Raw genomic sequence first — 21,017 nt, forward strand, 5'->3', positions numbered from 1 at the left:
GTGCTTCATACCATCGTATTCCTGCCGCTGCTCACGGCGATCGTTGCCGGTCTCGGCAACCGCGTGCTCGGCAACACGCTCGCCAAGGCGATCACCACGGGCGGCCTGTTCCTGGCGTGCGCGCTGTCGTGGGCGATCTTCATTCCCGTGCTCTCCGGCGCGCCTGTCGAGGGCCAGCCGGTCATGGAATGGTTCCGCTCGGGCGGTCTCGTTGTCGATTGGTCGCTCCGGCTCGACACGCTCACCGCCGTGATGCTCGTCGTCGTCACGACCGTGTCGGCGCTCGTGCACCTCTATTCGTGGGGGTACATGGCGGAGGATCCCGATCAGCCGCGCTTCTTCGCGTATCTGTCGCTGTTCACCTTCGCGATGCTGATGCTGGTGACGGCGGACAACCTCGTGCAGATGTTCTTCGGCTGGGAAGGCGTCGGTCTCGCGTCGTACCTGCTCATCGGTTTCTGGTATCAGAAGCCCTCCGCGAACGCCGCCGCCATCAAGGCGTTCGTCGTGAACCGCGTCGGCGATTTCGGCTTCTCGCTCGGCATCTTCGGCGTGTTCATGGTGTTCGGCACCACCGACATCGCGACCATTCTCGCGGCCGCGCCGAACTTCGCTGGCAGCAGCTTCGCGTTCCTCGGCGCGCAGGTCGATACGCTCACCGTGCTCTGCCTACTGCTGTTCATCGGCGCGATGGGCAAGTCCGCGCAGCTCGGCCTCCACACCTGGCTGCCGGACGCGATGGAAGGCCCGACGCCGGTCTCCGCGCTGATCCACGCCGCCACGATGGTCACGGCGGGCGTGTTCATGGTCTGCCGCCTGTCGCCGCTCTTTGAAACCAGCGAGATTGCGCTCACCGTCGTCACTTATGTAGGCGCGGCGACGGCGCTGTTCGCGGCCACCGTCGGCACCACGCAGCACGATATCAAGCGCGTCATCGCCTATTCCACCTGCTCGCAGCTGGGCTACATGTTCTTCGCGGCAGGCGTCGGCGCCTACGGCGCGGCGATGTTCCACCTGTTCACGCACGCCTTCTTCAAGGCGCTTCTGTTCCTCGGCGCGGGCTCGGTGATCCACGCGATGCACCACGAGCAGGACATGCGCTATTACGGCGGCCTTCGTAAGCACATCCCGCTGACCTTCTGGGCGATGACGATCGGTACGCTCGCGATCACCGGCGTCGGCATCATCGGCGTGTTCGGTTTCGCGGGCTTCTATTCGAAGGATGCGATCATCGAGAGCGCCTTCGCCGCGGGAACGCAGTCCGGCTATGTCGCCTACGGGGTCGGCGTCTTCGCCGCGCTGCTCACCAGCTTCTATTCGTGGCGCCTCGTGTTCCTCACCTTCTTCGGCAAGCCGCGCTGGTCGCAGAGCGAGCACATCCAGCACGCGGCGCACGGCGATCACGGGCATGACCACGCTCACGATGACCACCACGCCCCCGCTCATGCGCATGATCACGGCGACGGCACACTCGGCTATCATCCTCACGAAAGCCCGGCGAGCATGTTGATTCCGCTCGGCGTCTTGTCGCTCGGCGCGGTGTTCGCGGGCTTCCTCTTCCACCATGCCTTCATCGATGCCGAAGGCGGTGTCGCGTTCTGGAAGGGCGCCTTGGCGTTCGACGCGCACCTCGCGCACGCTTCGCACGAGGTGCCGCTGTGGGTGAAGCTGTCGCCCGGCCTCGTCATGCTGCTCGGCCTGTTCATCGCGTGGAACAACTATATCCGCGATCCCGGCGCACCCGCGCGCTTCGTCGCGATGTTCCGCGGCCTCCACGCCTTCCTCTTCAACAAGTGGTACTTCGACGAGCTGTACGACACGATCTTCGTGCGCCCGGCGAAGTGGCTTGGCCGCTTCCTGTGGAAGAAGGGTGACGAGGGCACCATCGACCGCTTCGGCCCGAATGGCCTTGCGGGTCTGGTGATGGGCGGCGCAGGCGTCGCGCGGCGGCTGCAGACTGGTTACCTCTACACTTACGCGTTCGTGATGCTGATCGGCCTCGCCGCCGCGGCAGCGTGGTTCCTCCCGAAGATGCTGGGCGGCGAATAATGGGCTTTCCGATCCTTTCCCTGATGATCCTGCTGCCGCTTGTGGCAGCAACGCTGCTGCTCTTCGTTCCCGGAGACGAGAATGCGCGGGCCAGCACGGCGCGCTGGGGTGCGCTCGGCGTCACGCTTGTCGAGCTGGTGCTCGGTGTCGTCCTTTGGGTGCAGTTCGATGTCGGCTCGGCGAGCTTCCAGTATGCCGAAAGCCTGCCGCTGTTCGAGCCGTACTTTTCCTGGTCGCTCGGCATCGACGGTATCAGCCTGGTTCTGATCGCGCTCAGCGTGTTCCTGATGCCGATCTGCATCCTCGCGTCGTGGACCTCGATCGAAAAGCGCGTGCCGGAATACATGGCGGCGTTCCTGCTCATGGAAGCGCTGATGATCGGCGTCTTCGCGGCGACCGACCTGTTCCTGTTCTACGTCTTCTTCGAAGGCGGCCTGATCCCGATGTATCTCATCATCGGCATCTGGGGCGGCAAGGACCGCATCTACGCCAGCTACAAGTTCTTCCTCTACACGCTGCTCGGCTCGGTGCTGATGCTGCTCGCCATGCTCTATATGGCCAGCGTCGCGGGCACGACCTCGATCCCGCAGCTGCTCGTCTACGACTTCGATCCCAACGTGCAGACGTGGCTGTGGCTGGCGTTCTTCGCGAGCTTCGCGGTGAAGATGCCGATGTGGCCGGTCCACACCTGGCTGCCCGACGCGCACGTGCAGGCGCCGACGGCGGGTTCGGTGATCCTGGCGGGCGTGCTCTTGAAGATGGGCGGCTATGGCTTCATCCGTTTCTCGCTGCCGATGTTCCCGGCGGCCTCGGCGGAGCTGATGTGGATCGTCTTCGCGCTCTCCATGATCGCGGTCGTCGTCACGTCGCTCATCGCGCTCGCGCAGTCGGACATGAAGAAGCTCATCGCTTACTCGTCGGTTGCGCACATGGCGTTCGTCACCGTCGGCCTGTTCGGCTTCAACCAGCAGGCGATCGAAGGTTCGATCGTCGTGATGCTCAGCCACGGCCTCGTCTCGGGCGCGCTCTTCCTGTGCGTCGGCGTCGTCTACGATCGGCTGCACACGCGCGATATCGATGCTTACGGCGGTGTCGCCACGATCATGCCGCGCTACGCGATCCTGTTCATGCTGTTCACGATGGCGTCGGTCGGCCTTCCGGGCACCAGCGGCTTCATCGGCGAATTCCTCGTGATGATGGGCGCGTTCCGCACGTCGACATTCGCGACCGCCGTGATCTGCACGGGCATCATCCTCGGCGCGGCCTACATGCTTTACCTCTACCGCAAGGTGATGTTCGGCATGGTGACGAAGGACGCGGTGCGCGCGATGCCGGACCTTTCGTTCCGCGAAGTGCTCTGCCTCGCGCCGATCGCCGTCTTCGTGCTGTGGATGGGTATAGCGCCCAACGTGTTCATCGATCCCGTGCGCGCGCCCGTTGCGGCGATCGTCGCCCGGCTTGAGCCGACCGCGCCGCACCAGCAAAGCGTTGCGGTCGTGAAGCAGGCTGCGGCCAAACCCCACACCTCGGCGGAGACTCACTGATGCAGCCGCTCGCGCAATCGCTCGGCATCGCCGCACCGGAAATCATCCTCGCCATCGGCGCGATGGCGTTGCTGATGATCGGCACGTTCCGGGGTGATCGCAGCCTCGGCCTGTTGTCGTGGCTCGCGGTCGGCATCTACGCCGTCGCCGGCCTGTTCATGATCGACGATACGCCGCGCGCGTTCGCCTTTGATGGCCTCTACGTCGCGGATCTGTTCTCGGACTATCTGAAAACGGTGGTCTACGGCGCTGCCGCCGTTTGCACTGTGATCGCGATTCCGTATCTGCGCCGCGCGCATTCGGACAAGTTCGAGTACCCCGTGCTGCTCATGCTCGGCGCGCTCGGCATGGGCATGATGGTCTCGGCGAACGACCTTCTGTCGCTCTACGTCGGGCTCGAGCTGCAAAGCCTCGCCGCCTACGTGCTCGCCGCGTTCCACCGCAGCGAAGCGAAGTCCTCCGAAGCCGGCCTCAAGTATTTCGTGCTGGGCGCGCTGGCGAGCGGCATTCTGCTCTACGGCATCAGCCTCATCTACGGCTTCGTCGGCAGCACGAACTTCGTCGCGCTCGGCACGCAGCTTGAAGGCGATGCATCGATCGGCATCGTCTTCGGGCTGGTCTTCATCTTCTCGGGGCTCGCGTTCAAGATCAGCGCCGTGCCGTTCCACATGTGGACGCCCGACGTTTACGAAGGTGCGCCGACGCCGGTCGCCGCCTTCTTCGCCTCCGCGCCGAAGGTCGCTGCAATGGGTCTTCTCGTGCGCGTCGCGATCGAAGGCTTCGGCGGCCTTGCCGATGAATGGCGCCAGATTATCGCCTTCGCCGCGGTCGCCTCGATGATCCTGGGCGCGGTCGGCGCCATCGGCCAGACCAGCATCAAGCGCCTGCTTGCCTATTCGTCGATCAACAACGTTGGCTTCGCGCTCATCGGCCTTGCCGCAGGTACGGAAGCCGGTATCGCGGGTGTGCTCTTCTACATGGGCATCTATGCGGCGATGACGGTCGGTTCGTTCCTCGTCGTCCTCGCGCTGCGTGACCCGGACGGTACGCCGGTTGACGACATGGCGCGCCTCGCTGGCCTCTCGAAGACGCGTCCCGGCCTTGCCGCCGCGCTCGCCGTCTTCATGTTCAGCCTTGCCGGCATCCCGCCGATGCTCGGCTTCTGGCCGAAGTTCAGCGTCTTCAATGCCGCCATTGCTTCGGAGATGTACGTGCTTGCGGTGATCGGCGTCGTCACGTCGGTGGTCGGGGCCTATTATTACCTGCGCGTCGTCAAGCTCGCGTACTTCGACGAGCCCGTTGGCACGCTCGCGCCGGGCGACAGCCGTGTGAACGGCATCGTGCTGACGGCAGCCGCCGTGTTCTGCTCGCCCGTCGGGATGCTCGCCATCGCGCCGCTCGTGGCGTGGGCGACGGCTGCGGCGCGCATCATCGTCACCGGATGAATTTTCGCATCGTCGATCTCGCCGAAACCGGCAGCACCAACGACTGGATCGCCGAGCACCCGGAAGACGGGCTCTGGGTCCGCGCCGACCGGCAGACGGCAGGGCGCGGCCGCCGCGCGCGGGCGTGGACGTCCGAGGTCGGCAATCTCTTCACCAGCACCTTCGCCGCGCCGCAGCCGGGGGAAGGGGCCGCGCAGCAGCTCTCGTTCGTCGCCGCGAACGCGCTGCTCGATACCGTCGCCCGCTGGGTCCCGCGTGACCGGCTGTCGCTCAAATGGCCGAACGATCTGCTGCTGGACGGTGTGAAGGTCGCGGGCATCCTGCTCGAAGGCCACGCGCAAGGCGTCATTATCGGCATCGGCGTCAACCTCGCGCACTTCCCGGAAGGCACGGAGCGCCCCGCGACGAGCCTCGCCGCGGCAGGCATCGTGCCACCCTCCGCGCGCGAGGCGTGCGAAACGCTCGCCGAAGCCTTCGCCGCGCACCGCCGTCGCTGGCGCGAGGAGGGCTTCGGCGCCACGCGCGCCGACTGGCTCACGGCCGCCGCCGGGCTCGGCAAGCCCATCGTCGCCCGCCTCGGGAACGCCGACCTCACCGGGACGTTTGAAGGTCTGGCGGAGGATGGCGCCCTGCTTCTGCGCTTGCCGGACGGGACGTTACGCCCCATTCACGCGGGCGAAGTGTTCACATTGGGGGATCAGGCCTGATGCTGCTCGCGATCGATGTCGGCAATACCAATACGATGTTCGCGGTGGTGGACCACGGCGAGATCGTCCACCGCTGGCGCATCTCCACGCAGGCGTCGCGCACGTCCGATGAATACATGGTCTGGCTCACCCAACTCATGGAGATCGACGGCGTGGACCGCCACAAGGTCCACCGCGTGGTGATCTCCACCGTGGTGCCAACCACGCTTTTCAATCTCGAACGCATGGCGCGGCGCGGCTTCGGCATCGATCCGCTGGTCGTCACCAAGGATCTCGATCTCGGCGTCGGCATCGAGGTCGCGCATCCCGAGCAGGTGGGCATGGACCGCCTCGTCAATTGCGTCGCGGTAGGCGATCGCCACGAAGGCGATTTCATCATCATCGATTTCGGCACGGCGACGACATTCGACATCTTCGTCGGCAATGCCTATACCGGCGGCATCATCGCGCCCGGCATCAATCTGTCGGCGGAGGCACTCTACGTCGCCGCCGCGCAATTGCCGCGTGTTGCTGTCGCGCCGCCGAAGGGTGGCAAGGCGAAAGGCTTCGATACCGTGTCCGCCATGCAGTCGGGCATTTTCTTCGGTTATCTCGCGATGATCGAGGGATTGGTCGCCCGCCTGAAGGCGGAGGCTGCGGGGCCGATGAACGTTCTGGCAACGGGCGGCCTTGCCGTCCTGTTCGAGCCCTACACCAGCGTGATCGATGTCGTGGACGTCGATCTCACGGTGCGCGGCCTTACGATTATTGATGAAAGGAACAGGCTTTGAAGCCTGGAAAAGAACTGATCTTCCTGCCGCTCGGCGGCTCGGGCGAGATCGGCATGAACGTCAATCTCTACGGCTGCAACGGCAAGTGGATCATGGTCGATCTCGGCATGACCTTCGCCGATCCGAACCTGCCGGGCATCGAACTGGTGCTCCCGGACCTGTCGTTCATCGAGGACCGGCAGAAGGATCTGCTCGGCATCGTCCTCACGCACGGCCACGAGGACCACATCGGCGCGATCCCCTATCTGGTCGGCGACTTCGACGTGCCGCTGTTCGCGACGCCCTTCACCGCGGGTCTCATCCGCAAGAAGCTGATCGAGGAAGGCATCGAGCGCGATGTCGAGCTGAACGTCGTGCCGCTTGAGGGCGAGGTCAACCTCGGCCCGTTCAAGTGCCGCTACGTGCCGCTCGCGCATTCGATCCCCGAAGGCAATGCGCTCCTTATCGAAACGCCCTACGGCAAGATCTTCCACACCGGCGACTGGAAGCTCGATGAAGCGCCCGTGCTCGGCGTGCCCTCCACCGCCGAGGAACTCACCGCGCTCGGCGACGAAGGCATCCTCGCGCTCGTCGGCGATTCCACCAACGTCTTCAATCCCGAGGCCTCGGGCAGCGAAACCGGCGTCCGCGAAGGGCTCGACAAGGTGATCGCGGGCCACAAGGGCAGGGTGCTCGTCACCACCTTCGCCTCGAACGCCGCGCGCCTCCACACGCTCGGCGAGGTCGCGAAGGACACGGGCCGCAAAATCTGCGTGGTTGGCCGCTCGCTGGACCGCATTCTCGAAGTCTCGAAGAGCGTCGGCTACCTCACCGATTTCCCGCCCACCGTGTCGCACGAAGAGGCGATGAAGGTGCCGCGCGACAAGCTGCTCATCGTCTCCACGGGCGCGCAGGGCGAGGCGCGCGCCGCGCTCTCCCGCATCGCGGAGGGCGATCATCCCCACATCAAGCTCGAACGCGGCGACCTCGTCGTCTATTCGTCGAAGCAGATTCCCGGCAACGAGATCTCCATCGGCCGCGTGCAGAACGCGCTCGCGGCGCGGGGCATCGAGATCATCACCGATCGGCAGGCGCACGTCCACGTCTCCGGCCATCCCGGCGTCCCGGAGCTTGAGGCGATGTATGGCTGGATTCGCCCGCAAATCTCGATCCCCGTCCACGGCGAGCGCCGCCACATGGAAGAGCACGCCCGCCTCGCGCGCCGCTTCGGCGTGCCGGAGGCGGTCGTGCCCGTGAACGGCAGCGCCATTCGCCTCGCGCCCGGCAAACCGCAGATCATAAGCCACGAGCCCGTCGGACGTCTGGTGCTTGACGGCGACGTGATCCTCCCCGCCGACGGCGCGACGATGCTCGCCCGCCGCCGCATGATGCACAACGGCCTCATCGCCGTGTTCGTGGTTCTGGACGGCAAGGGGCGCCTGCTCGCTCCGCCGCAGGTGCAGTCGCACGGCGTCCCGGTGGAGGACGACCGCGACGAATTTCTCGACGACTGCGTCTCCGCCGCCAGTGAAGCCGCCGCGAAAACCCGCGGCAAGACCGAAGACGCGCTTGCCGAGGCGATCCGCGTCGCCGTTCGCCGCACAGCGCGCGAATGGACAGGCAAGAAGCCGATCACCGAAGTCACCGTCACGAGGGTCAAAGGCTGATGGGCTGGGGATCGATACTCGCGATCTATCTTCTGATCTGGACGGTCACGCTGTTCACCGTGCTCCCGTTCGGCGTTCGCACCTCCGAAGAGGCGGGCGAGGACAAGGTGAAAGGCCAAGCCGACAGCGCCCCCGCGCGCCCGATGCTCGCCAAGAAGCTGCTCTGGACGACGCTCATTTCGGCCGTCCTGATGGCCGGCGTCTGGTGGCTGGGCGAGGCGGGCTACCTCGATTTCATGCCCAACTGAGCTGGGCAAGCGAAGTCTAGGGACGGCTCAGCGCAGGCGTTCCGTCGCTTGCGCAAGCGCCACGTAGAGCTTGCCGAGGTCGGACGACAGCAGCGTCATCGAAAGCGCGTTGCCGTCGCGGTCCGCGTTGAAGCGGCGCAGCATGGCTTCGAAATCGTGGATGTAGCGGCGGACGCCGTCGCGGAATTCGGCATCCTCGCTGTAGCGGCGCGTGACTTCCTTGGCGTCGCGGTTCGTGAGGAGCTGCACGGCGCGGCGTGAGAAAACCCCGCGTTCGCCCGCCAGATACTGCTTCCACGCCGTCTCGGTGACCTCCGCCGAAAGCCCCTTGGCGATATCGATCGAGGCACTGTTGAGCGCTTCGACGAGCAGTTCGGACTGACGGCCGATGTCCTTCCGAAGCGCCGCGTCGAGGTGCGAGTCCGCTTCGTTCACGCGCGTTTCGATCGCGGCGGCGGTCTCGGCGACCGATACGAGCTGGCGCGACAGGCGCTCGGCGGCGGCCTGCGCGGCGTCGGCGCTGCGTTGGCCCGCCGCTTCCAGCGCCTTGATCTGCGTTTCCACAGGCTCGATCGCGCTCTGGCGCACGGCCTCGCGCGATGCCTTCGTCAGCGCCTCGCGTGCCTCCTCGACGACCGCTTCAAGCGCCGTTTTCACGGTGCCCGCCGTCTGCGCCGCGACCTCACGCACGCGCCCGAGCGCGTCGATCAGCTGCGTCGTCGCGCTGAGCGTGGTGCTCTCCGCCGAACGCTCGACGCCGGAGAGAATACCCTGCGCGGCTTCGATTTCGCCGCGCACCTTGGCCACCACGGCCTCCAGGCTTTCGCGCTGGTCTTCCAGCCCGTCGAGCAGTTCGTCGATCGCCTTCCGTCCGGCGGCGATCGGCGCGTTGATTGCGACGGCGCGCTCGGAAACGCGCTCGATGTCCTGCGAAAGGTTCGTCACCGAACCCCGCAGTGCGTCGATGGCGCCAAGGCCCTTTTCCGCGCTTGCGGGCACACCCTCGGCAAGCGAGGCGAGCGCCTGTTCGGTCGCTTCGCGAACAGCCGCGAGCGAATCGCCAATCTCTTTCGCGGCGCCTCGCGTGGTGCCGAGCGGCGCAGAGAGCGAATCGATCTCGCCGCGCACCTGTCCGATCCGCGCGGAGAGGCTTGCAAGCACGCTCTCGCTCGAATTCGCGGCATTGCCGAGCTTGGCGTCGAGCACACTGAAACCGCGCTCGACCGTATCGAGGAAGCCGCGGCTGCCCGCGTCCTGGTCGCTGATGCGCTTGCTGAGTTCGGAGACGTGCTCGGCGATGGCAGTGATCCGGCCTGCGATGGTTTCGATGGCGCGCCCACCGATGTCTTCAAGATCGAGCGACGTGCGCGAGATCGCGGCGGCGAGCGCGGCGGTTTGCGCCTCGACACCGGCGCGCGTGGCTTCCAGCGCCTCGCCGGTCTTGGCGAGCGCGGCGTCACCGCTTGCTTCGAGCGCGGTCGCATAGGTGCCGAGGCGGCCTTCGGCATCTGCTGCAGAGGCGGAAATCGCGGCAATCACATTGGTGAGGCTTGCGGTCGCGGCCTTGGCCTGCGCGCCGGCGTCCTCGCTCCGTGTCCACACGGCGGCGAGCAGGTCTTCTGTTTCCTGAAGCTGCGTGCGCGCATCGGTGGCGCTCGTGGCGAGCAGTCCGGCGATGCGGTTCACCTGCGCTTCCGCTTCGGGCAGCGCACCGGCGAGCGAATCGAAGCTGGCGCGCGCCTTCTCGCTGCTCTCCGCGAGCGCGGACGAACTGGCGTCGATCGCGGCGCGGTCCTCGGCGAGTGATCCCGCGAGCGTGCGCGTGCGGTGCACGGCGGCGTCGGTGGCGCTCACAAAACCCTCAACCTCGTCGGCGAACACCTTGCGCAGCCCGTCGACGCGCATGGTAACGGCGGCGAGCACGGAATCGATGCTTTCAAGCTGTGTGCGCGTTTCGCGCGCAGTGAGCGCAAAGCGTGCCTCGGCGGCTTCGATTCGCGCGAGCATCTCGCGCTGTTGACCCGGCCATACACGCGCTGCGACGAGCGCGATCAGCCAGATCGCCGAAAGCGGAGCTGCAACGCCGCCCGCGACGCCCGCCCATTCGGTCAGCGTCAGCGCGCCGACGCCCGCCGAGCCGGCAATCAGCCAGACGACAGCGGCGGCAAGCGCCAACCACGCGAGCGAGGCAAGCGAGGCGAACAGCAGCACACGGCTGGAAAATGTCGGCACGGCGTCATCCACGGCCTCGTCGTCCATCTGGCGCAGGCGCTTCATCGGCGCCGACGTATCCGGCTCTGCGTCAGGCACGGCGTTCTGCTGCCACGTGTAGTCCGGCGGAAGCTTTTCCGGAAACGACCGCCGACCGACTGGACTCATGGTGCACGACCCCCGCGAAACCTGTTGTGTTAAAACCCCTCACGCCCCTGTCTATCACCGCCCGTGCGGACAGGACAGCCCGGCAATCGGCATTTGTCGACACTTTGTTAACACTCGTCGTCGAACATGGCTGCATGAACCCCGAATCCGTCCCTGCTTTCCTGCCGCATCGCCTGCTCGAGATCACGGGCGGGGATACGGCGCTGTTCGACGATCTGATGTCTGAATTCCGGGAAAACCTGCCCGCCTACACCGCCGAACTGCGCGCGGCGAAGGATCGCGCGGGCTGGAAAGCCGCCGCACACCGCCTGAAAGGCGCGGCGCAGGCCATCGGCGCGGAGGCGATCGGCGCGATTGCGCTGCTTGCCGAGCTGTCTGCGCCGGGCGACAGCGCGCTCCTTGCGCGCCTCGACGCCGAAATCATGCGCTTTTCAAGCTTCTAGAAACGCGCCCTCGCGTCGGCGGCGCGCGCGTTCGATCAGAACCGCCGCCAGGCTGAGACCAAGGATTTCCCAAAGCCAGTACCAGAGCGGGCTTCCGGCAAGGCATGCAATGAAGATCGCAAATGTGCGCCCGCTCGCGCCGAGGATCGTGGCGGCGGAGAGAATAGGGCGCATTCTCTCCACATAGCCTGCACGCAGCGCCGGGTCCGCGCCGAGCGCAGCGTCGAGCGCGTGCGCGCCGGGCATCAATTTCGCTTGAAGCGCATTATAACCGATCTCGAGAAAGCCGCCGACCGCCGCGCGGGGTACAAAGCCGGGTTGGCCTGCGCTTCGCCGGATGAAGACCTCGCGCTGAAGCTCATACCATGCGGCCTGGACGACGTGCGCCGCGCCTGCAAGCACGGCCGCCCCCAGGCTGATCGCGAGCCCCGCTTCGTTTTTCGCCGCGAAGGCGAGGCTTAGGTAGACCAGAATGAAGACGCTGTAGTCGCAGAAGCCGTCGAGGAAACGTCCGAACGCGCTGGTCCGCCCCGTGGCCCGCGCCGTCATGCCATCGAGGCCATCGAAAACATGCCAGGCGAGCATCGCCGCGAATCCGGCGAGTGCCATCGCCGGGGTTTCATAATGGAAATAGGCCCACGCGGCGACGATGCCGAAGCCGATCCCGGCGACCGAAATGGCGTTCGGCGGAATGTGAAGCTTCACCGCAAACGGCAGCAAGGCTCGCGATATCGGGTGAATGACCGCGATGTTCAGCGGTTCCTCTATCGCCCGCGGGCGTCCGCCATCTGCTGTGTCGACTGTGAATTGCATTATGTGCGATGTGCGCCGCTCAGGGGAGAGTTGGCAAGTCCGCTTGCTTGCCCTTATGGTCCGCCATCCATTCAAACCCGGAGACGACGATGGCGCTTGTGGCGCTGCTCTATGCCCATCATTTCAGTGTCGGGGCGGATGAACCGCTGGCCGCGCTCAGCATCACGGGAATAGCCTCGGTGGACCGGCAGATTCGGCAGTGCCGCCGTGCGGGCGCCGAGCGTGTCGTCGTCATGGTGGAGCGCGTGACGCCGCGCCTCGCCGCCGCGCTCGATCGCGCGCGGCGTGCATCGCCCGGTGTCGAGGTCGTCCACGGGGGAGACGGTGTCCGCGCTGCCATCCGCGAGGAAGACAGTGTGCTCTCGCTTGATGAAGGCCTCGTCGCCGACGAGCGCGCGATCGCCGCCGTCGCGGGTGCGACCGGAGATGTCGTGCTCGGCGTCTGGATGGAGGCGGACGACCGACCGATCACCGCCGAGCGCATCGCCTCGGACCGCTTCTTTGCCGGGCTCGCGCGCTTCCCCGGGCGTCTTGTTCGCAACGTCGCTGGTCGTCTCGGCGACTGGGACATGCAGGCGACGCTGGTACGCTCGGCGCTGGGGGAGGGGCCGCACACGCCTGTCGCCGTCGCGCGCATCCCGGCTTATTGCCCGTCGCGGCGCCGCGAAGTGCCGCTGCAATGGCGCCGCGCGGTCGACACGGCCTCTGCCGACGCGGTAACCACGGACGCGCTCGCTTCCGCACAGAAGGGCATCCTCGATTGGCCCGCGCGCTTCATCCACCCGCCTATCGAGAACATCCTCACCCGCTTGCTGCTGCCGACCCCGCTCACGCCCAACATGATCTCGGTGGGTGTGTTCCTGCTCGGGCTCGCGGCGATGGCGGCGTTCGCGCTCGGTCATCTCTGGGTCGGCCTTGTCCTCGCGCTCGTCATCGGACCGCTCGACGGCGTTGACGGCAAGCTTGCGCGCACGCGCGTCGAGTTCTCGAAGTGGGGCGACCTCGAACATGTCGCGGACAAGATCGTCGAGTACGGCTGGTTCGCTGCGCTCGCCTATTATTTCAATTCCGTCGGCCACGGCGGCGCATGGCCGCTCGCCGCGATCTGCGTGGGCTTCGCGCTCGCCGAAGCCGTACAGGGCGAGTTCTTCCGGCGCTTCACGGGCAAGCAGATCGACGACGCCGGCGACTTCGAACGCCGCTTCCGGTTGGTCGCGGGCCGCCGCAACACGTTCTTCTGGAGCCTTTTGCCGTTCGCGGCATTTGGCGCCTGGTATGCGGGTTTTGCGATGATCGCGGCATACAGCGCGCTTACCTTTTTCGTCATGCAGGCGCGCTTCTTCGTTCGGTTGCAGGAATATGGCAGCGAAAACAGCGATCGGATCGCCGCGAACTTTGCAAAGACGGCCTACACATTCTTGCCCGATTCTGCTGGCAACGCTAAGTGATCATGTTCAACCGCGCAGTAGACGCGCCTCAGGATCTTTCCCATGAATGAAGTAAGAGTGGCTGTCGTTGGCATCGGCAATTGCGCAAGTTCGCTTGTTCAAGGTGTCGCCCACTATCAGAACGGCGGCGCAAACGAACAGATCGGCCTGCTGCACTGGGATCTCGGCGGTTACCGACCCAAGGATATTCGTTTCGTTGCCGGTTGGGATATCGACAGCCGCAAGGTCGGTCTTGATATCGCCGAAGCGATCTTCGCGAAGCCGAACTGCACCGCCGTGTTCTGCGATCACGTGCCCGAAACCGGTGTCGCCGTCCGCATGGGCCGGATTCTCGACGGCGTCGGCGAGCATATGGCGGACTATCCCGACGACCGCACCTTCCTCGTGGCGGACGACGCGGAGGCCAACAAGGACGAGGTCGTGCGCGTACTGCGCGAAACCCGCGCCGACGTGCTGATGAACTACCTCCCCGTCGGCAGCCAGAAGGCGACCGAATTCTACGCCGAATGCGCGCTCGAAGCCGGCGTCGCCTTCGTCAACAACATCCCCGTGTTCATCGCGAGCGACCCCGTCTGGGCGAAACGCTTCAAGGATGCGGGCCTCCCGATCATCGGCGACGACATCAAGGCGCAGCTCGGCGCCACGATCGTCCACCGCGTGCTCACCGATCTGTTCGCCAAGCGCGGCGTGAAGCTCGACCGCACCTACCAGCTCAACACCGGCGGCAACACCGACTTTCTCAATATGCTCAACCGCACGCGGCTCGCCTCCAAGAAGGAGTCGAAGACCGAAGCCGTGCAGTCGGTCGCCGCGCGCCGCATGGACGACGAGAACATCCACGTCGGCCCGTCGGACTACGTGGCGTGGCAGAACGACAACAAGGTCTGCTTCCTGCGCATGGAAGGCCAGCTGTTCGGCGGCGTTCCGATGAACCTCGAGCTGCGCCTGTCGGTGGAGGACAGCCCCAATTCGGCGGGCGTCGCGATCGACATGATCCGCTGCGCGAAGCTCGCGCTCGATCGCGGCATCGCCGGGCCGATCGATGCGGCCGCCAGCTATTTCTGCAAGCACCCCCCGCGCCAGACGACCGACGATCTTGCCTTCGCCGCGCTGGAGGCGTTCATCGCCGGCGGCGGCAAGCTGCACTAGGACAGCGCCATGCAGGCCATCGTGCTTGCCGCCGGTTTCGGCAGCCGGCTCCGCAGTCACGCCCCGTCGAAGCCGCTCGCGCTGGTCGCGGGGCGGCCGCTGCTGCTCCACACGGCCCTGCGCCTCGCCGAAGCGGGCGTCGATGATGTCACGGTCGTGCTCGGGCACCGCACGGAAGAGGTCGCAGCGGCGCTCGCCGAATGGAACCTGCCGCTGACGGTGCGTACAGTCACCGTCGCCGATCCCGCGTTGCCGAACGGCGTATCCGCGCTGGCGGCCGCGCCTTTCATAGCGTCGCGCGCTTTGCTCGTGATGGCCGACCATCTCGTGGATCCCGCACTCTACCGCGCCCTTGCCGAAGCGCCTGCCGAGGACGGCGCGCTGCTGCTCGGCGTCGATCGCCGCATCGGCCACGCGTGGATCGACGAGGATGACGTCACCCGTGTCCGCACGGAGGGGCAGGCCATCGTCGCCATCGGCAAGGGCCTCGACCCCTTCAACGGCTACGACACCGGCGTTTTCTCCGTGGGCAAGCGGTTGTTTGACGCGCTCGCCGGCCTTTCCGCGCCCAGCCTGTCGCAAGGTGTTGCCGCGCTCGCCGCGTCCGGGCTTGCGCGCGCGGTCGAAACCGGGGATTGCGCTTGGCTCGACGTGGATGACGCACGAGCGCTGGAGATTGCGGAGCGCTGGCTCGGCGCGGAAGGGGAGTGTGCTGCATGAAGTCTCTGGGTATTGCGGCGGCCGCCGTCCTGCTGTCGGCGATGCCCGCCGCGGCGGGTCCGTGGCTTGAAGCGGGCGACCGTCAGGTTCGCAGCGATGTCGAGCTTCTGAAGGCAGCCGGGCTGATCCGTGGCCCCGTCAACGCGTGGCCGCTGCCATGGGCGCAGGTCGCCGAAGGGCTTGAGCGCGCGAAGGGCCAGACGCTGCCGTCGCATCTCGGCGCGGCCGTGCGCCGCCTGACTATCCTCTCCGAACGCGACGGCCAGAAGAGCCGCTACGAGGTCCACGCCCGCGCCACCAATCGCGCGTCCGTCGTCCGCGATTTCGGCGATACCGCACGCGAGGACGGCGACGTCACCGTCCGTGCCGAGCACGAACTCGGCAAGCTCTATATCTCCTACGGCGTCGGCTGGCGCGATGGCCAACAGGGCCGCGACTTCCATTTCGAGCCCGCGACGCTCGCGCTGCCCATCGGTAACTGGGCGCTCTACGGCGGCTATGTCGACACATGGTGGGGCCCGGGCCACGACAGCGCGCTGCTCTTCTCCACCAACGCCCGCCCGATCCCGCGCGTCGGCATCAAGCGGTTGGTGCCCGAACCGATCGACTTCCCTGTCCTCCGTTGGTTCGGCCCGTGGCGGCTCGATATCTTCGCGGGCATCGCGACCGAAACGCGCGCGGACTACAACAATCCGGCCATCGCCGGGATGCGCCTGTCCTTCGAGCCTGTCCCGGGCCTCGAAGTCGGCCTCAATCGCGGCCTCCAGCTCTGCGGCAGCGGGCGCCCCTGCGGGCTCGGCACGATTTTCGACGCCGTTGTCGGCATCGGCGACGCCGACAACACCGGCACCCTGAACGAGCCCGGCAACCAGATCGCCGGTTTCGACATCAGCTACACGCGCATGATCGGCAACGTCGCGGTGCAGGCGTACACAGAGTGGGAAGCCGAGGATGAGGACAACCTCCTCATCGAGCAGTTCTCGCGAATGGCGGGGTTCACGCTTTCCGGTCCGCTCGGCGACAATGGCGCGAGCTGGACGCTCCTCGGCGAATGGTCCGACACGCTTGCCGTGAAGCTCGGCGGCGGCAAGACCTATCCGGGCAGCATGTATAACAATTTCATATACTTCGACGGCTTCACCTACCGCGACCGCGCGCTCGGCCACAGCCTCGACGGCGACAGCGAGCTCTGGACCGCGGGCCTTTCCGTCACCGACACGAAGAACCGCCGTTTTTACGGCACCTATCGCCGCGTCGACATCAACAAGACGAGCAATCTGCGGAACAACAACCTCTCGCTGACGCGCGAGACGTACAACGCCTTCGAGGTGGGCACCGAACTCCCCACCGCATTCGGCGATATCAGTGTTGAAGCCCGCTACGATACCGACGCGCCGAACACGCCGGGCACCAGCGATGCGAAAACCGCGATTGAAATCGGGTGGCGTACGCGTTTCTAGCCAAGGTTAATCCAATTTTAGGTGCATCCTTCTAGGCTCTTCAGGAGAAAAGATACGGGTTCGCACCAAAGAGGGGTTGCCTTGCCGCTGGATCGGCCAATCGACGTTCAGGCGCTGCTGGGTCTCGCCGCTGGCCGTTCCGGCGCGGCGCGGGCGCAGCTTGCGAATGCTGTCACCGATCTGTTCCTGCCGGCAGCGCAGCGGCTTACCGATCAGCAGCGCGCGTTGATGACGGACGTGCTCGGGCGCCTGCTCGGCACCGTCGAAATGGAGGTGCGCCGGCATCTCGCCGAAGCGCTCAGCCGCTCGCCCGCATCGCAGCCCGATCTCGAAGCCCGGCTTGCGAGCGACAGTATAGAGGTGGCGCGTCCGATCCTCGAACGCAGCCGCGTCGTTCGCAATCCCGCGCTCATGGATATCGTCATCCAGTGCGCCGAAGAGCACCGCATGGCGATCGCGCTGCGCGAAACCGTCTCGCCGCCGCTCACAGAGGCGCTGGCCGAGCGCGGGCTCAAGGGCAGCGAGGACGACGTCCTCGAAGGTTTGATCCGCACCGAAGACCCTGTGCTGTCGCGCCGCGCGATGGAGCTTCTGGTCGCGGAGAGCAAGCGCAACGGCCAGTTCCAGCAGCCGCTCCTCACGCAGAACGATCTCCCCGCCGATCTCGCGCACGAGGTTTACTGGTGGGTCGCGGCTGCGCTCCGCCGCCATATCCTCAAGAATTTCGTCATCGATCAGGCCGTGCTCGATCCGATGCTCGAACGCGCGGCAAAGCGCGCGATGGTGGAATACGACGACACGCAGTCCGTGCAATCCCGCGCGCTCCAGCTTGCGCGGCGCCTCAATGAGCTCGGCGAGCTGACGGACGGCTTCCTGCTTCGCACCCTGCGCCAGGGGCGGCTCAGCCTGTTCACCGCGGCGTTCGCCGCGCGCGCGAAGATCGCGTTCAACACCGTGTGGAGGATCGTCACCGATCCGGCGAGCGAGAGCTTTATCGTGCTCGCGAAGGCGGTTGACGTCAGCCGCGACGCCACGGCGTCACTCGTGATCGTGCTTGGTGATCTGGGCAACGCGGCCAGCGCGCGTCCGCCCTCGGCGGTCGCGGAAGTTCTCCGGCTCCACGACGAGCTCGATGTCGCCTCAGCACGCCGTGTGCTGAACTATTGGCAGCTCGATGTCGGACTTCGGCAGGCGATCGACGATCTGAACGAGGGCGCCGCGTAGCGGCCATGTTCGAGCCGCGCGACATCCGCCCCGGTCACGCGAGCGCGCTCGACGCGCTTGCTGCGGCAGACCCCGCACTTGCGGGTGCGACCGTGTTCGAATGTTTGTCCACCGGCGCGCTTCTGGACGCCAACGCGGCCTACGCAGAACTGGAACGTGCCGCCATGCTTGGGCCGGGCGAACTTGCGGCCCGGTTGGTCGCTGCGCTGGCGCCAACAGGAGAATCGGTCTCCGCAAGCTTCACTCTTGAGCTTTTGGGCAATTCACGTCATTTTCACGTTCGTTTCGTGCCCGTGTCGACACTGGCCCGCAACGAGTTGAAATTCGTGGGAATCATGCGGGAATCGTCCATCACGGTTGAGCAGCGCGAGCGCGATACCCTTGCCGGCTGGCAGGGCGATGAGCTCGTGCGCGTCAATTCGGACTGGTATTGGGAGACGGACAGCCGTGGTGCGCTGACCTCGATTTCGCGCGCGCTGGAGCTTTTGGTCGGGCAGCCTGCGGGCGCGCTTCTCGGTCGGCCGCTCACCGCCATCGGCACGCTTCTGCGCGGCGAGAACGGCGAGGTTCCGTATGAATCCGCGCAGGCGCGTGGCTCCAGCTTCCGCGATCAGCTGATGTCGGTGACGACGCAGGGCGGCGCGACGCGGCTTTACCGTCTCGCGGGCGTCGCTGTGCCCACGAAGGATGGCGGCTGCGGCTATCGCGGCGTCGCGGCGGTGGTGCCGGACAGTGCGCGGCTCATCGAGCGGATGCGCTCGGAGCTTGGCCGTACCGCCAAGGCGAATTTTCTCTCGTCGATGAGCCACGAGTTGCGGACGCCGCTCAATGCCATCATCGGCTTCGCCGAGGCGATGAACCATGAAGTCCATGGTCCGCTGAAGGCGCAGTACGTCGAATATGCGGGCGATATCGCCAACGCCGGACGCCACCTGCTCGGCCTCATTCAGGATCTGCTCGATATCTCCAGTCTCGATTCCGGCGAGATTGACCTTGATACCGAGGATTTCGACCTTGCCGCGCTCGTTGAGCAGGCGCGCGCGATGGTCCAGATGAAGGCATCGGCGCGCAATATCGACATCAAGGCGGTCGTGCTCGATGTGCCGCTGCGGGCGCGGGGTGATCGCCGCCGCACGCTGCAGATTCTCGTCAACCTGCTCACCAATGCCGTGAAATTCACGCCCGAAGGCGGCTTCGTTGGTGCGGAGCCGGCGGTATCGCTGCCCGGCTATGTCGCGATCACCGTGTGGGACTCCGGCCCGGGCATCGCCCCGGAAGACCAGGCGCGCGTGTTCGAGAAGTTCGAGCAACTGCCGAAACCGCCCTATGTGGCGAGCGGCGAGGGTACCGGCCTCGGTCTCCACATCTCGCGCCGTCTTGCCGAGCTTATGACCGGCGGCCTTACGCTCGAAAGCCACAAGGGCATGGGCGCCCGCTTCACGCTCACACTGCCTGCTGCGGACTGACGCGCAGCGCCGTCCCAAAGTTTTGGGTGCTTGGCGCGCACCTTCGCTAAACCGGTCTCATTGAGAGGGAGGGCGAGGGCGGTCCCCCTGCAACCGATGTTCGACCCCCGGCGCAGCGCAGCGCTGAACCCGCACACGAAAACGGGCGCCCGAAGGCGCCCGTCCGTTTCCGTCGTTCAGCCCGCTGATCAGCGGTTCGTGATCTCCACGTAGTCGCGCTGCGTAGCACCCGTATAGAGCTGGCGCGGGCGGCCGATCTTCTGCGCCGGGTCCTCGATCATCTCGTTCCACTGCGCGACCCAGCCGACGGTGCGGGCGAGCGCGAAGAGCACGGTGAACATCGAGGTCGGGAAGCCGATCGCTGAGAGGATGACGCCCGAATAGAAGTCGACGTTCGGGTACAGCTTCTTCTCGATGAAATACGCGTCGTTGAGTGCGAGGTGTTCCAGCTCGCGCGCCACGTCGAATACCGGATCGGTGACGCCCAGCTTGGCAAGCACCTCGTTCGCCGTCTTCTGCATGACCTTCGCGCGCGGGTCGTAGTTCTTGTAGACGCGGTGGCCGAAGCCCATCAGGCGGAACGGGTCGTCCTTGTCCTTGGCGCGCTTGATGTATTCCGGGATCTTGTCGGGCGTGCCAATCTCGCGCAGCATTTCGAGCGCTGCCTCGTTGGCGCCGCCGTGCGCCGGGCCCCACAGGCAGGCGATGCCCGCCGCGATGCACGCGAACGGGTTGGCGCCCGACGAACCGGCAAGGCGCACCGTCGAGGTCGAAGCGTTCTGCTCATGATCGGCGTGCAGGATGAAAATCTTGTCCATCGCCGCCTCGATCACCGGATCGACCTCATAGGCTTCCGCCGGCACGCCGAACGTCATGCGCAGGAAGTTGCCCGTGTAGGAGAGGCTGTTGTCCGGGTAGAGGAACGGCTGGCCCACCGAATATTTGTACGCCATCGCCGCGATCGTCGGCATCTTGGCGATCAGGCGGTGGCTGGCGATCCGGCGCTGGACGGGATCGTTGATGTCGGTCGAGTCGTGGTAGAAGGCCGAGAGCGCGCCGACGACGCCGCACATGATCGCCATCGGGTGCGCGTCGCGCCGGAAGCCGCGATAGAACATCGCGAGCTGCTCGTGGATCATCGTGTGCCGCGTGATCGTACGCACGAACTCGTCGTACTCGTTGGGGTTTGGCAGCTCGCCGCGCATCAGCAGGTACGCGACCTCCATGAAGCTTGACTTTTCGGCGAGCTGGTCGATCGGGTAGCCGCGGTGCAGCAGCACGCCCTGGTCGCCGTCGATGTAGGTGATCTTCGATTCGCACGAGGCGGTCGAGGTGAAGCCGGGGTCGTAGGTAAAGGCGCCGGTGTTGCCGTAGAGCTTGCGAATGTCGACGACATCCGGCCCGACCGAGCCCGAAAGCACCGGGTAGTCGCTGGCCTTGCCGCCCAGATCCAGCTTCGCAGTCGTGTTGCTCATGGCTCGCTCACCCTTCCGTTTTGTTGGCGGT

At 65.9% G+C, this 21,017-nt stretch carries 17 protein-coding genes; 14 read left to right on the forward strand and 3 right to left on the reverse strand.

Features of this window, described 5'->3' with window-relative positions; all coding sequences use genetic code 11:
* Genes nuoL through AAC014_RS11995 form a run of 7 tightly spaced genes read left to right on the forward strand, consistent with a single transcriptional unit; the run spans position 1 to position 8,409 of the window.
* Entirely contained in the window at positions 1-2,049 is a 2,049-nt protein-coding gene (gene nuoL, locus AAC014_RS11965; RefSeq protein WP_339708772.1) for an NADH-quinone oxidoreductase subunit L, read from the forward strand.
* Positions 2,046-3,593, forward strand: a complete 1,548-nt coding sequence (locus tag AAC014_RS11970; RefSeq protein WP_339709263.1) for an NADH-quinone oxidoreductase subunit M — start codon at positions 2,046-2,048, stop codon at positions 3,591-3,593. Before nuoL ends, AAC014_RS11970 begins: the two co-directional genes overlap by 4 nt.
* Complete coding sequence (gene nuoN / locus AAC014_RS11975; RefSeq protein ID WP_339708774.1) at positions 3,593-5,038, forward strand: NADH-quinone oxidoreductase subunit NuoN; 1,446 nt, start codon at positions 3,593-3,595, stop codon at positions 5,036-5,038. Before AAC014_RS11970 ends, nuoN begins: the two co-directional genes overlap by 1 nt.
* Positions 5,035-5,745 carry a biotin--[acetyl-CoA-carboxylase] ligase gene (locus tag AAC014_RS11980; RefSeq protein WP_339708776.1) on the forward strand — a complete coding sequence of 237 codons (711 nt, stop codon included), beginning with the start codon at positions 5,035-5,037 and terminating at the stop codon, positions 5,743-5,745. The genes nuoN and AAC014_RS11980 overlap by 4 nt, the downstream gene beginning before the upstream one ends.
* On the forward strand, positions 5,745-6,515 hold the full coding sequence (locus AAC014_RS11985; protein WP_339708778.1) for a type III pantothenate kinase: 771 nt from the start codon (positions 5,745-5,747) through the stop codon (positions 6,513-6,515). Before AAC014_RS11980 ends, AAC014_RS11985 begins: the two co-directional genes overlap by 1 nt.
* Entirely contained in the window at positions 6,512-8,161 is a 1,650-nt protein-coding gene (locus tag AAC014_RS11990; RefSeq protein WP_339708780.1) for a ribonuclease J, read from the forward strand. The genes AAC014_RS11985 and AAC014_RS11990 overlap by 4 nt, the downstream gene beginning before the upstream one ends.
* Positions 8,161-8,409 (forward strand): DUF1467 family protein, encoded by a 249-nt coding sequence (locus AAC014_RS11995; protein ID WP_339708782.1) that lies wholly within the window; start codon positions 8,161-8,163, stop codon positions 8,407-8,409. The genes AAC014_RS11990 and AAC014_RS11995 overlap by 1 nt, the downstream gene beginning before the upstream one ends.
* A 27-nt stretch (positions 8,410-8,436) precedes the next feature.
* Here AAC014_RS11995 and AAC014_RS12000 read toward each other — a convergent pair whose 3' ends face one another.
* Complete coding sequence (locus tag AAC014_RS12000; protein ID WP_339708784.1) at positions 8,437-10,788, reverse strand: hypothetical protein; 2,352 nt, start codon at positions 10,786-10,788, stop codon at positions 8,437-8,439.
* 134 nt (positions 10,789-10,922) lie between these two features.
* On the opposite strand from AAC014_RS12000, the gene AAC014_RS12005 reads away from it, so the two are divergent.
* Positions 10,923-11,231: an Hpt domain-containing protein gene (locus tag AAC014_RS12005; RefSeq protein ID WP_339708786.1), complete on the forward strand. Its 309-nt coding sequence runs from the start codon at positions 10,923-10,925 to the stop codon at positions 11,229-11,231.
* Here AAC014_RS12005 and AAC014_RS12010 read toward each other — a convergent pair.
* Positions 11,220-11,936: a CDP-alcohol phosphatidyltransferase family protein gene (locus tag AAC014_RS12010; RefSeq protein WP_339708788.1), complete on the reverse strand. Its 717-nt coding sequence runs from the start codon at positions 11,934-11,936 to the stop codon at positions 11,220-11,222. The genes AAC014_RS12005 and AAC014_RS12010 overlap by 12 nt on opposite strands.
* A 197-nt stretch (positions 11,937-12,133) precedes the next feature.
* Here AAC014_RS12010 and AAC014_RS12015 point away from each other — a divergent pair, with 197 nt between their 5' ends.
* The 6 genes from AAC014_RS12015 (at position 12,134) to AAC014_RS12040 (ending at position 19,511) form a co-directional block, all read left to right on the forward strand.
* A complete protein-coding gene (locus AAC014_RS12015) occupies positions 12,134-13,492 on the forward strand; it encodes a CDP-alcohol phosphatidyltransferase family protein (protein WP_339708790.1) in 1,359 nt (452 codons plus the stop codon).
* Between the two features lie 42 nt (positions 13,493-13,534).
* Positions 13,535-14,641 carry an inositol-3-phosphate synthase gene (locus tag AAC014_RS12020; protein WP_339708792.1) on the forward strand — a complete coding sequence of 369 codons (1,107 nt, stop codon included), beginning with the start codon at positions 13,535-13,537 and terminating at the stop codon, positions 14,639-14,641.
* A 9-nt stretch (positions 14,642-14,650) separates the two neighbouring features.
* Positions 14,651-15,361 carry an NTP transferase domain-containing protein gene (locus tag AAC014_RS12025; RefSeq protein ID WP_339708794.1) on the forward strand — a complete coding sequence of 237 codons (711 nt, stop codon included), beginning with the start codon at positions 14,651-14,653 and terminating at the stop codon, positions 15,359-15,361.
* On the forward strand, positions 15,358-16,821 hold the full coding sequence (locus AAC014_RS12030; protein ID WP_339708796.1) for a capsule assembly Wzi family protein: 1,464 nt from the start codon (positions 15,358-15,360) through the stop codon (positions 16,819-16,821). The genes AAC014_RS12025 and AAC014_RS12030 overlap by 4 nt, the downstream gene beginning before the upstream one ends.
* Before the next feature lie 81 nt (positions 16,822-16,902).
* Positions 16,903-18,045 (forward strand): DUF2336 domain-containing protein, encoded by a 1,143-nt coding sequence (locus tag AAC014_RS12035; RefSeq protein ID WP_339708798.1) that lies wholly within the window; start codon positions 16,903-16,905, stop codon positions 18,043-18,045.
* Positions 18,046-18,050: 5 nt separating this feature from the next.
* Positions 18,051-19,511, forward strand: a complete 1,461-nt coding sequence (locus AAC014_RS12040) for a HAMP domain-containing sensor histidine kinase (protein WP_339708800.1) — start codon at positions 18,051-18,053, stop codon at positions 19,509-19,511.
* Positions 19,512-19,699: 188 nt separating this feature from the next.
* On the opposite strand, the gene AAC014_RS12045 is transcribed toward AAC014_RS12040, so the two are convergent.
* On the reverse strand, positions 19,700-20,986 hold the full coding sequence (locus tag AAC014_RS12045) for a citrate synthase (protein ID WP_339708802.1): 1,287 nt from the start codon (positions 20,984-20,986) through the stop codon (positions 19,700-19,702).
* Positions 20,987-21,017: the final 31 nt, after the last annotated feature.

Origin of the sequence: uncultured Sphingosinicella sp. (genome assembly GCF_963974575.1) — a bacterium.
GTDB lineage: Bacteria > Pseudomonadota > Alphaproteobacteria > Sphingomonadales > Sphingomonadaceae > Sphingosinicella.

Excerpts from the sequence above, each read along its gene's own strand:
- nuoN (WP_339708774.1), top strand. The coding sequence starts at position 3,593 with ATGCAGCCGCTCGCGCAATCGCTCGGCATCGCCGCACCGGAAATCATC.
- AAC014_RS11980 (WP_339708776.1), top strand. The coding sequence starts at position 5,035 with ATGAATTTTCGCATCGTCGATCTCGCCGAAACCGGCAGCACCAACGAC.
- AAC014_RS11985 (WP_339708778.1), top strand. The coding sequence starts at position 5,745 with ATGCTGCTCGCGATCGATGTCGGCAATACCAATACGATGTTCGCGGTG.
- AAC014_RS11995 (WP_339708782.1), top strand. The coding sequence starts at position 8,161 with ATGGGCTGGGGATCGATACTCGCGATCTATCTTCTGATCTGGACGGTC.
- AAC014_RS12000 (WP_339708784.1), bottom strand. The coding sequence starts at position 10,788 with ATGAGTCCAGTCGGTCGGCGGTCGTTTCCGGAAAAGCTTCCGCCGGAC.
- AAC014_RS12005 (WP_339708786.1), top strand. The coding sequence starts at position 10,923 with ATGAACCCCGAATCCGTCCCTGCTTTCCTGCCGCATCGCCTGCTCGAG.
- AAC014_RS12015 (WP_339708790.1), top strand. The coding sequence starts at position 12,134 with ATGGCGCTTGTGGCGCTGCTCTATGCCCATCATTTCAGTGTCGGGGCG.
- AAC014_RS12020 (WP_339708792.1), top strand. The coding sequence starts at position 13,535 with ATGAATGAAGTAAGAGTGGCTGTCGTTGGCATCGGCAATTGCGCAAGT.
- AAC014_RS12025 (WP_339708794.1), top strand. The coding sequence starts at position 14,651 with ATGCAGGCCATCGTGCTTGCCGCCGGTTTCGGCAGCCGGCTCCGCAGT.
- AAC014_RS12030 (WP_339708796.1), top strand. The coding sequence starts at position 15,358 with ATGAAGTCTCTGGGTATTGCGGCGGCCGCCGTCCTGCTGTCGGCGATG.
- AAC014_RS12040 (WP_339708800.1), top strand. The coding sequence starts at position 18,051 with ATGTTCGAGCCGCGCGACATCCGCCCCGGTCACGCGAGCGCGCTCGAC.
- AAC014_RS12045 (WP_339708802.1), bottom strand. The coding sequence starts at position 20,986 with ATGAGCAACACGACTGCGAAGCTGGATCTGGGCGGCAAGGCCAGCGAC.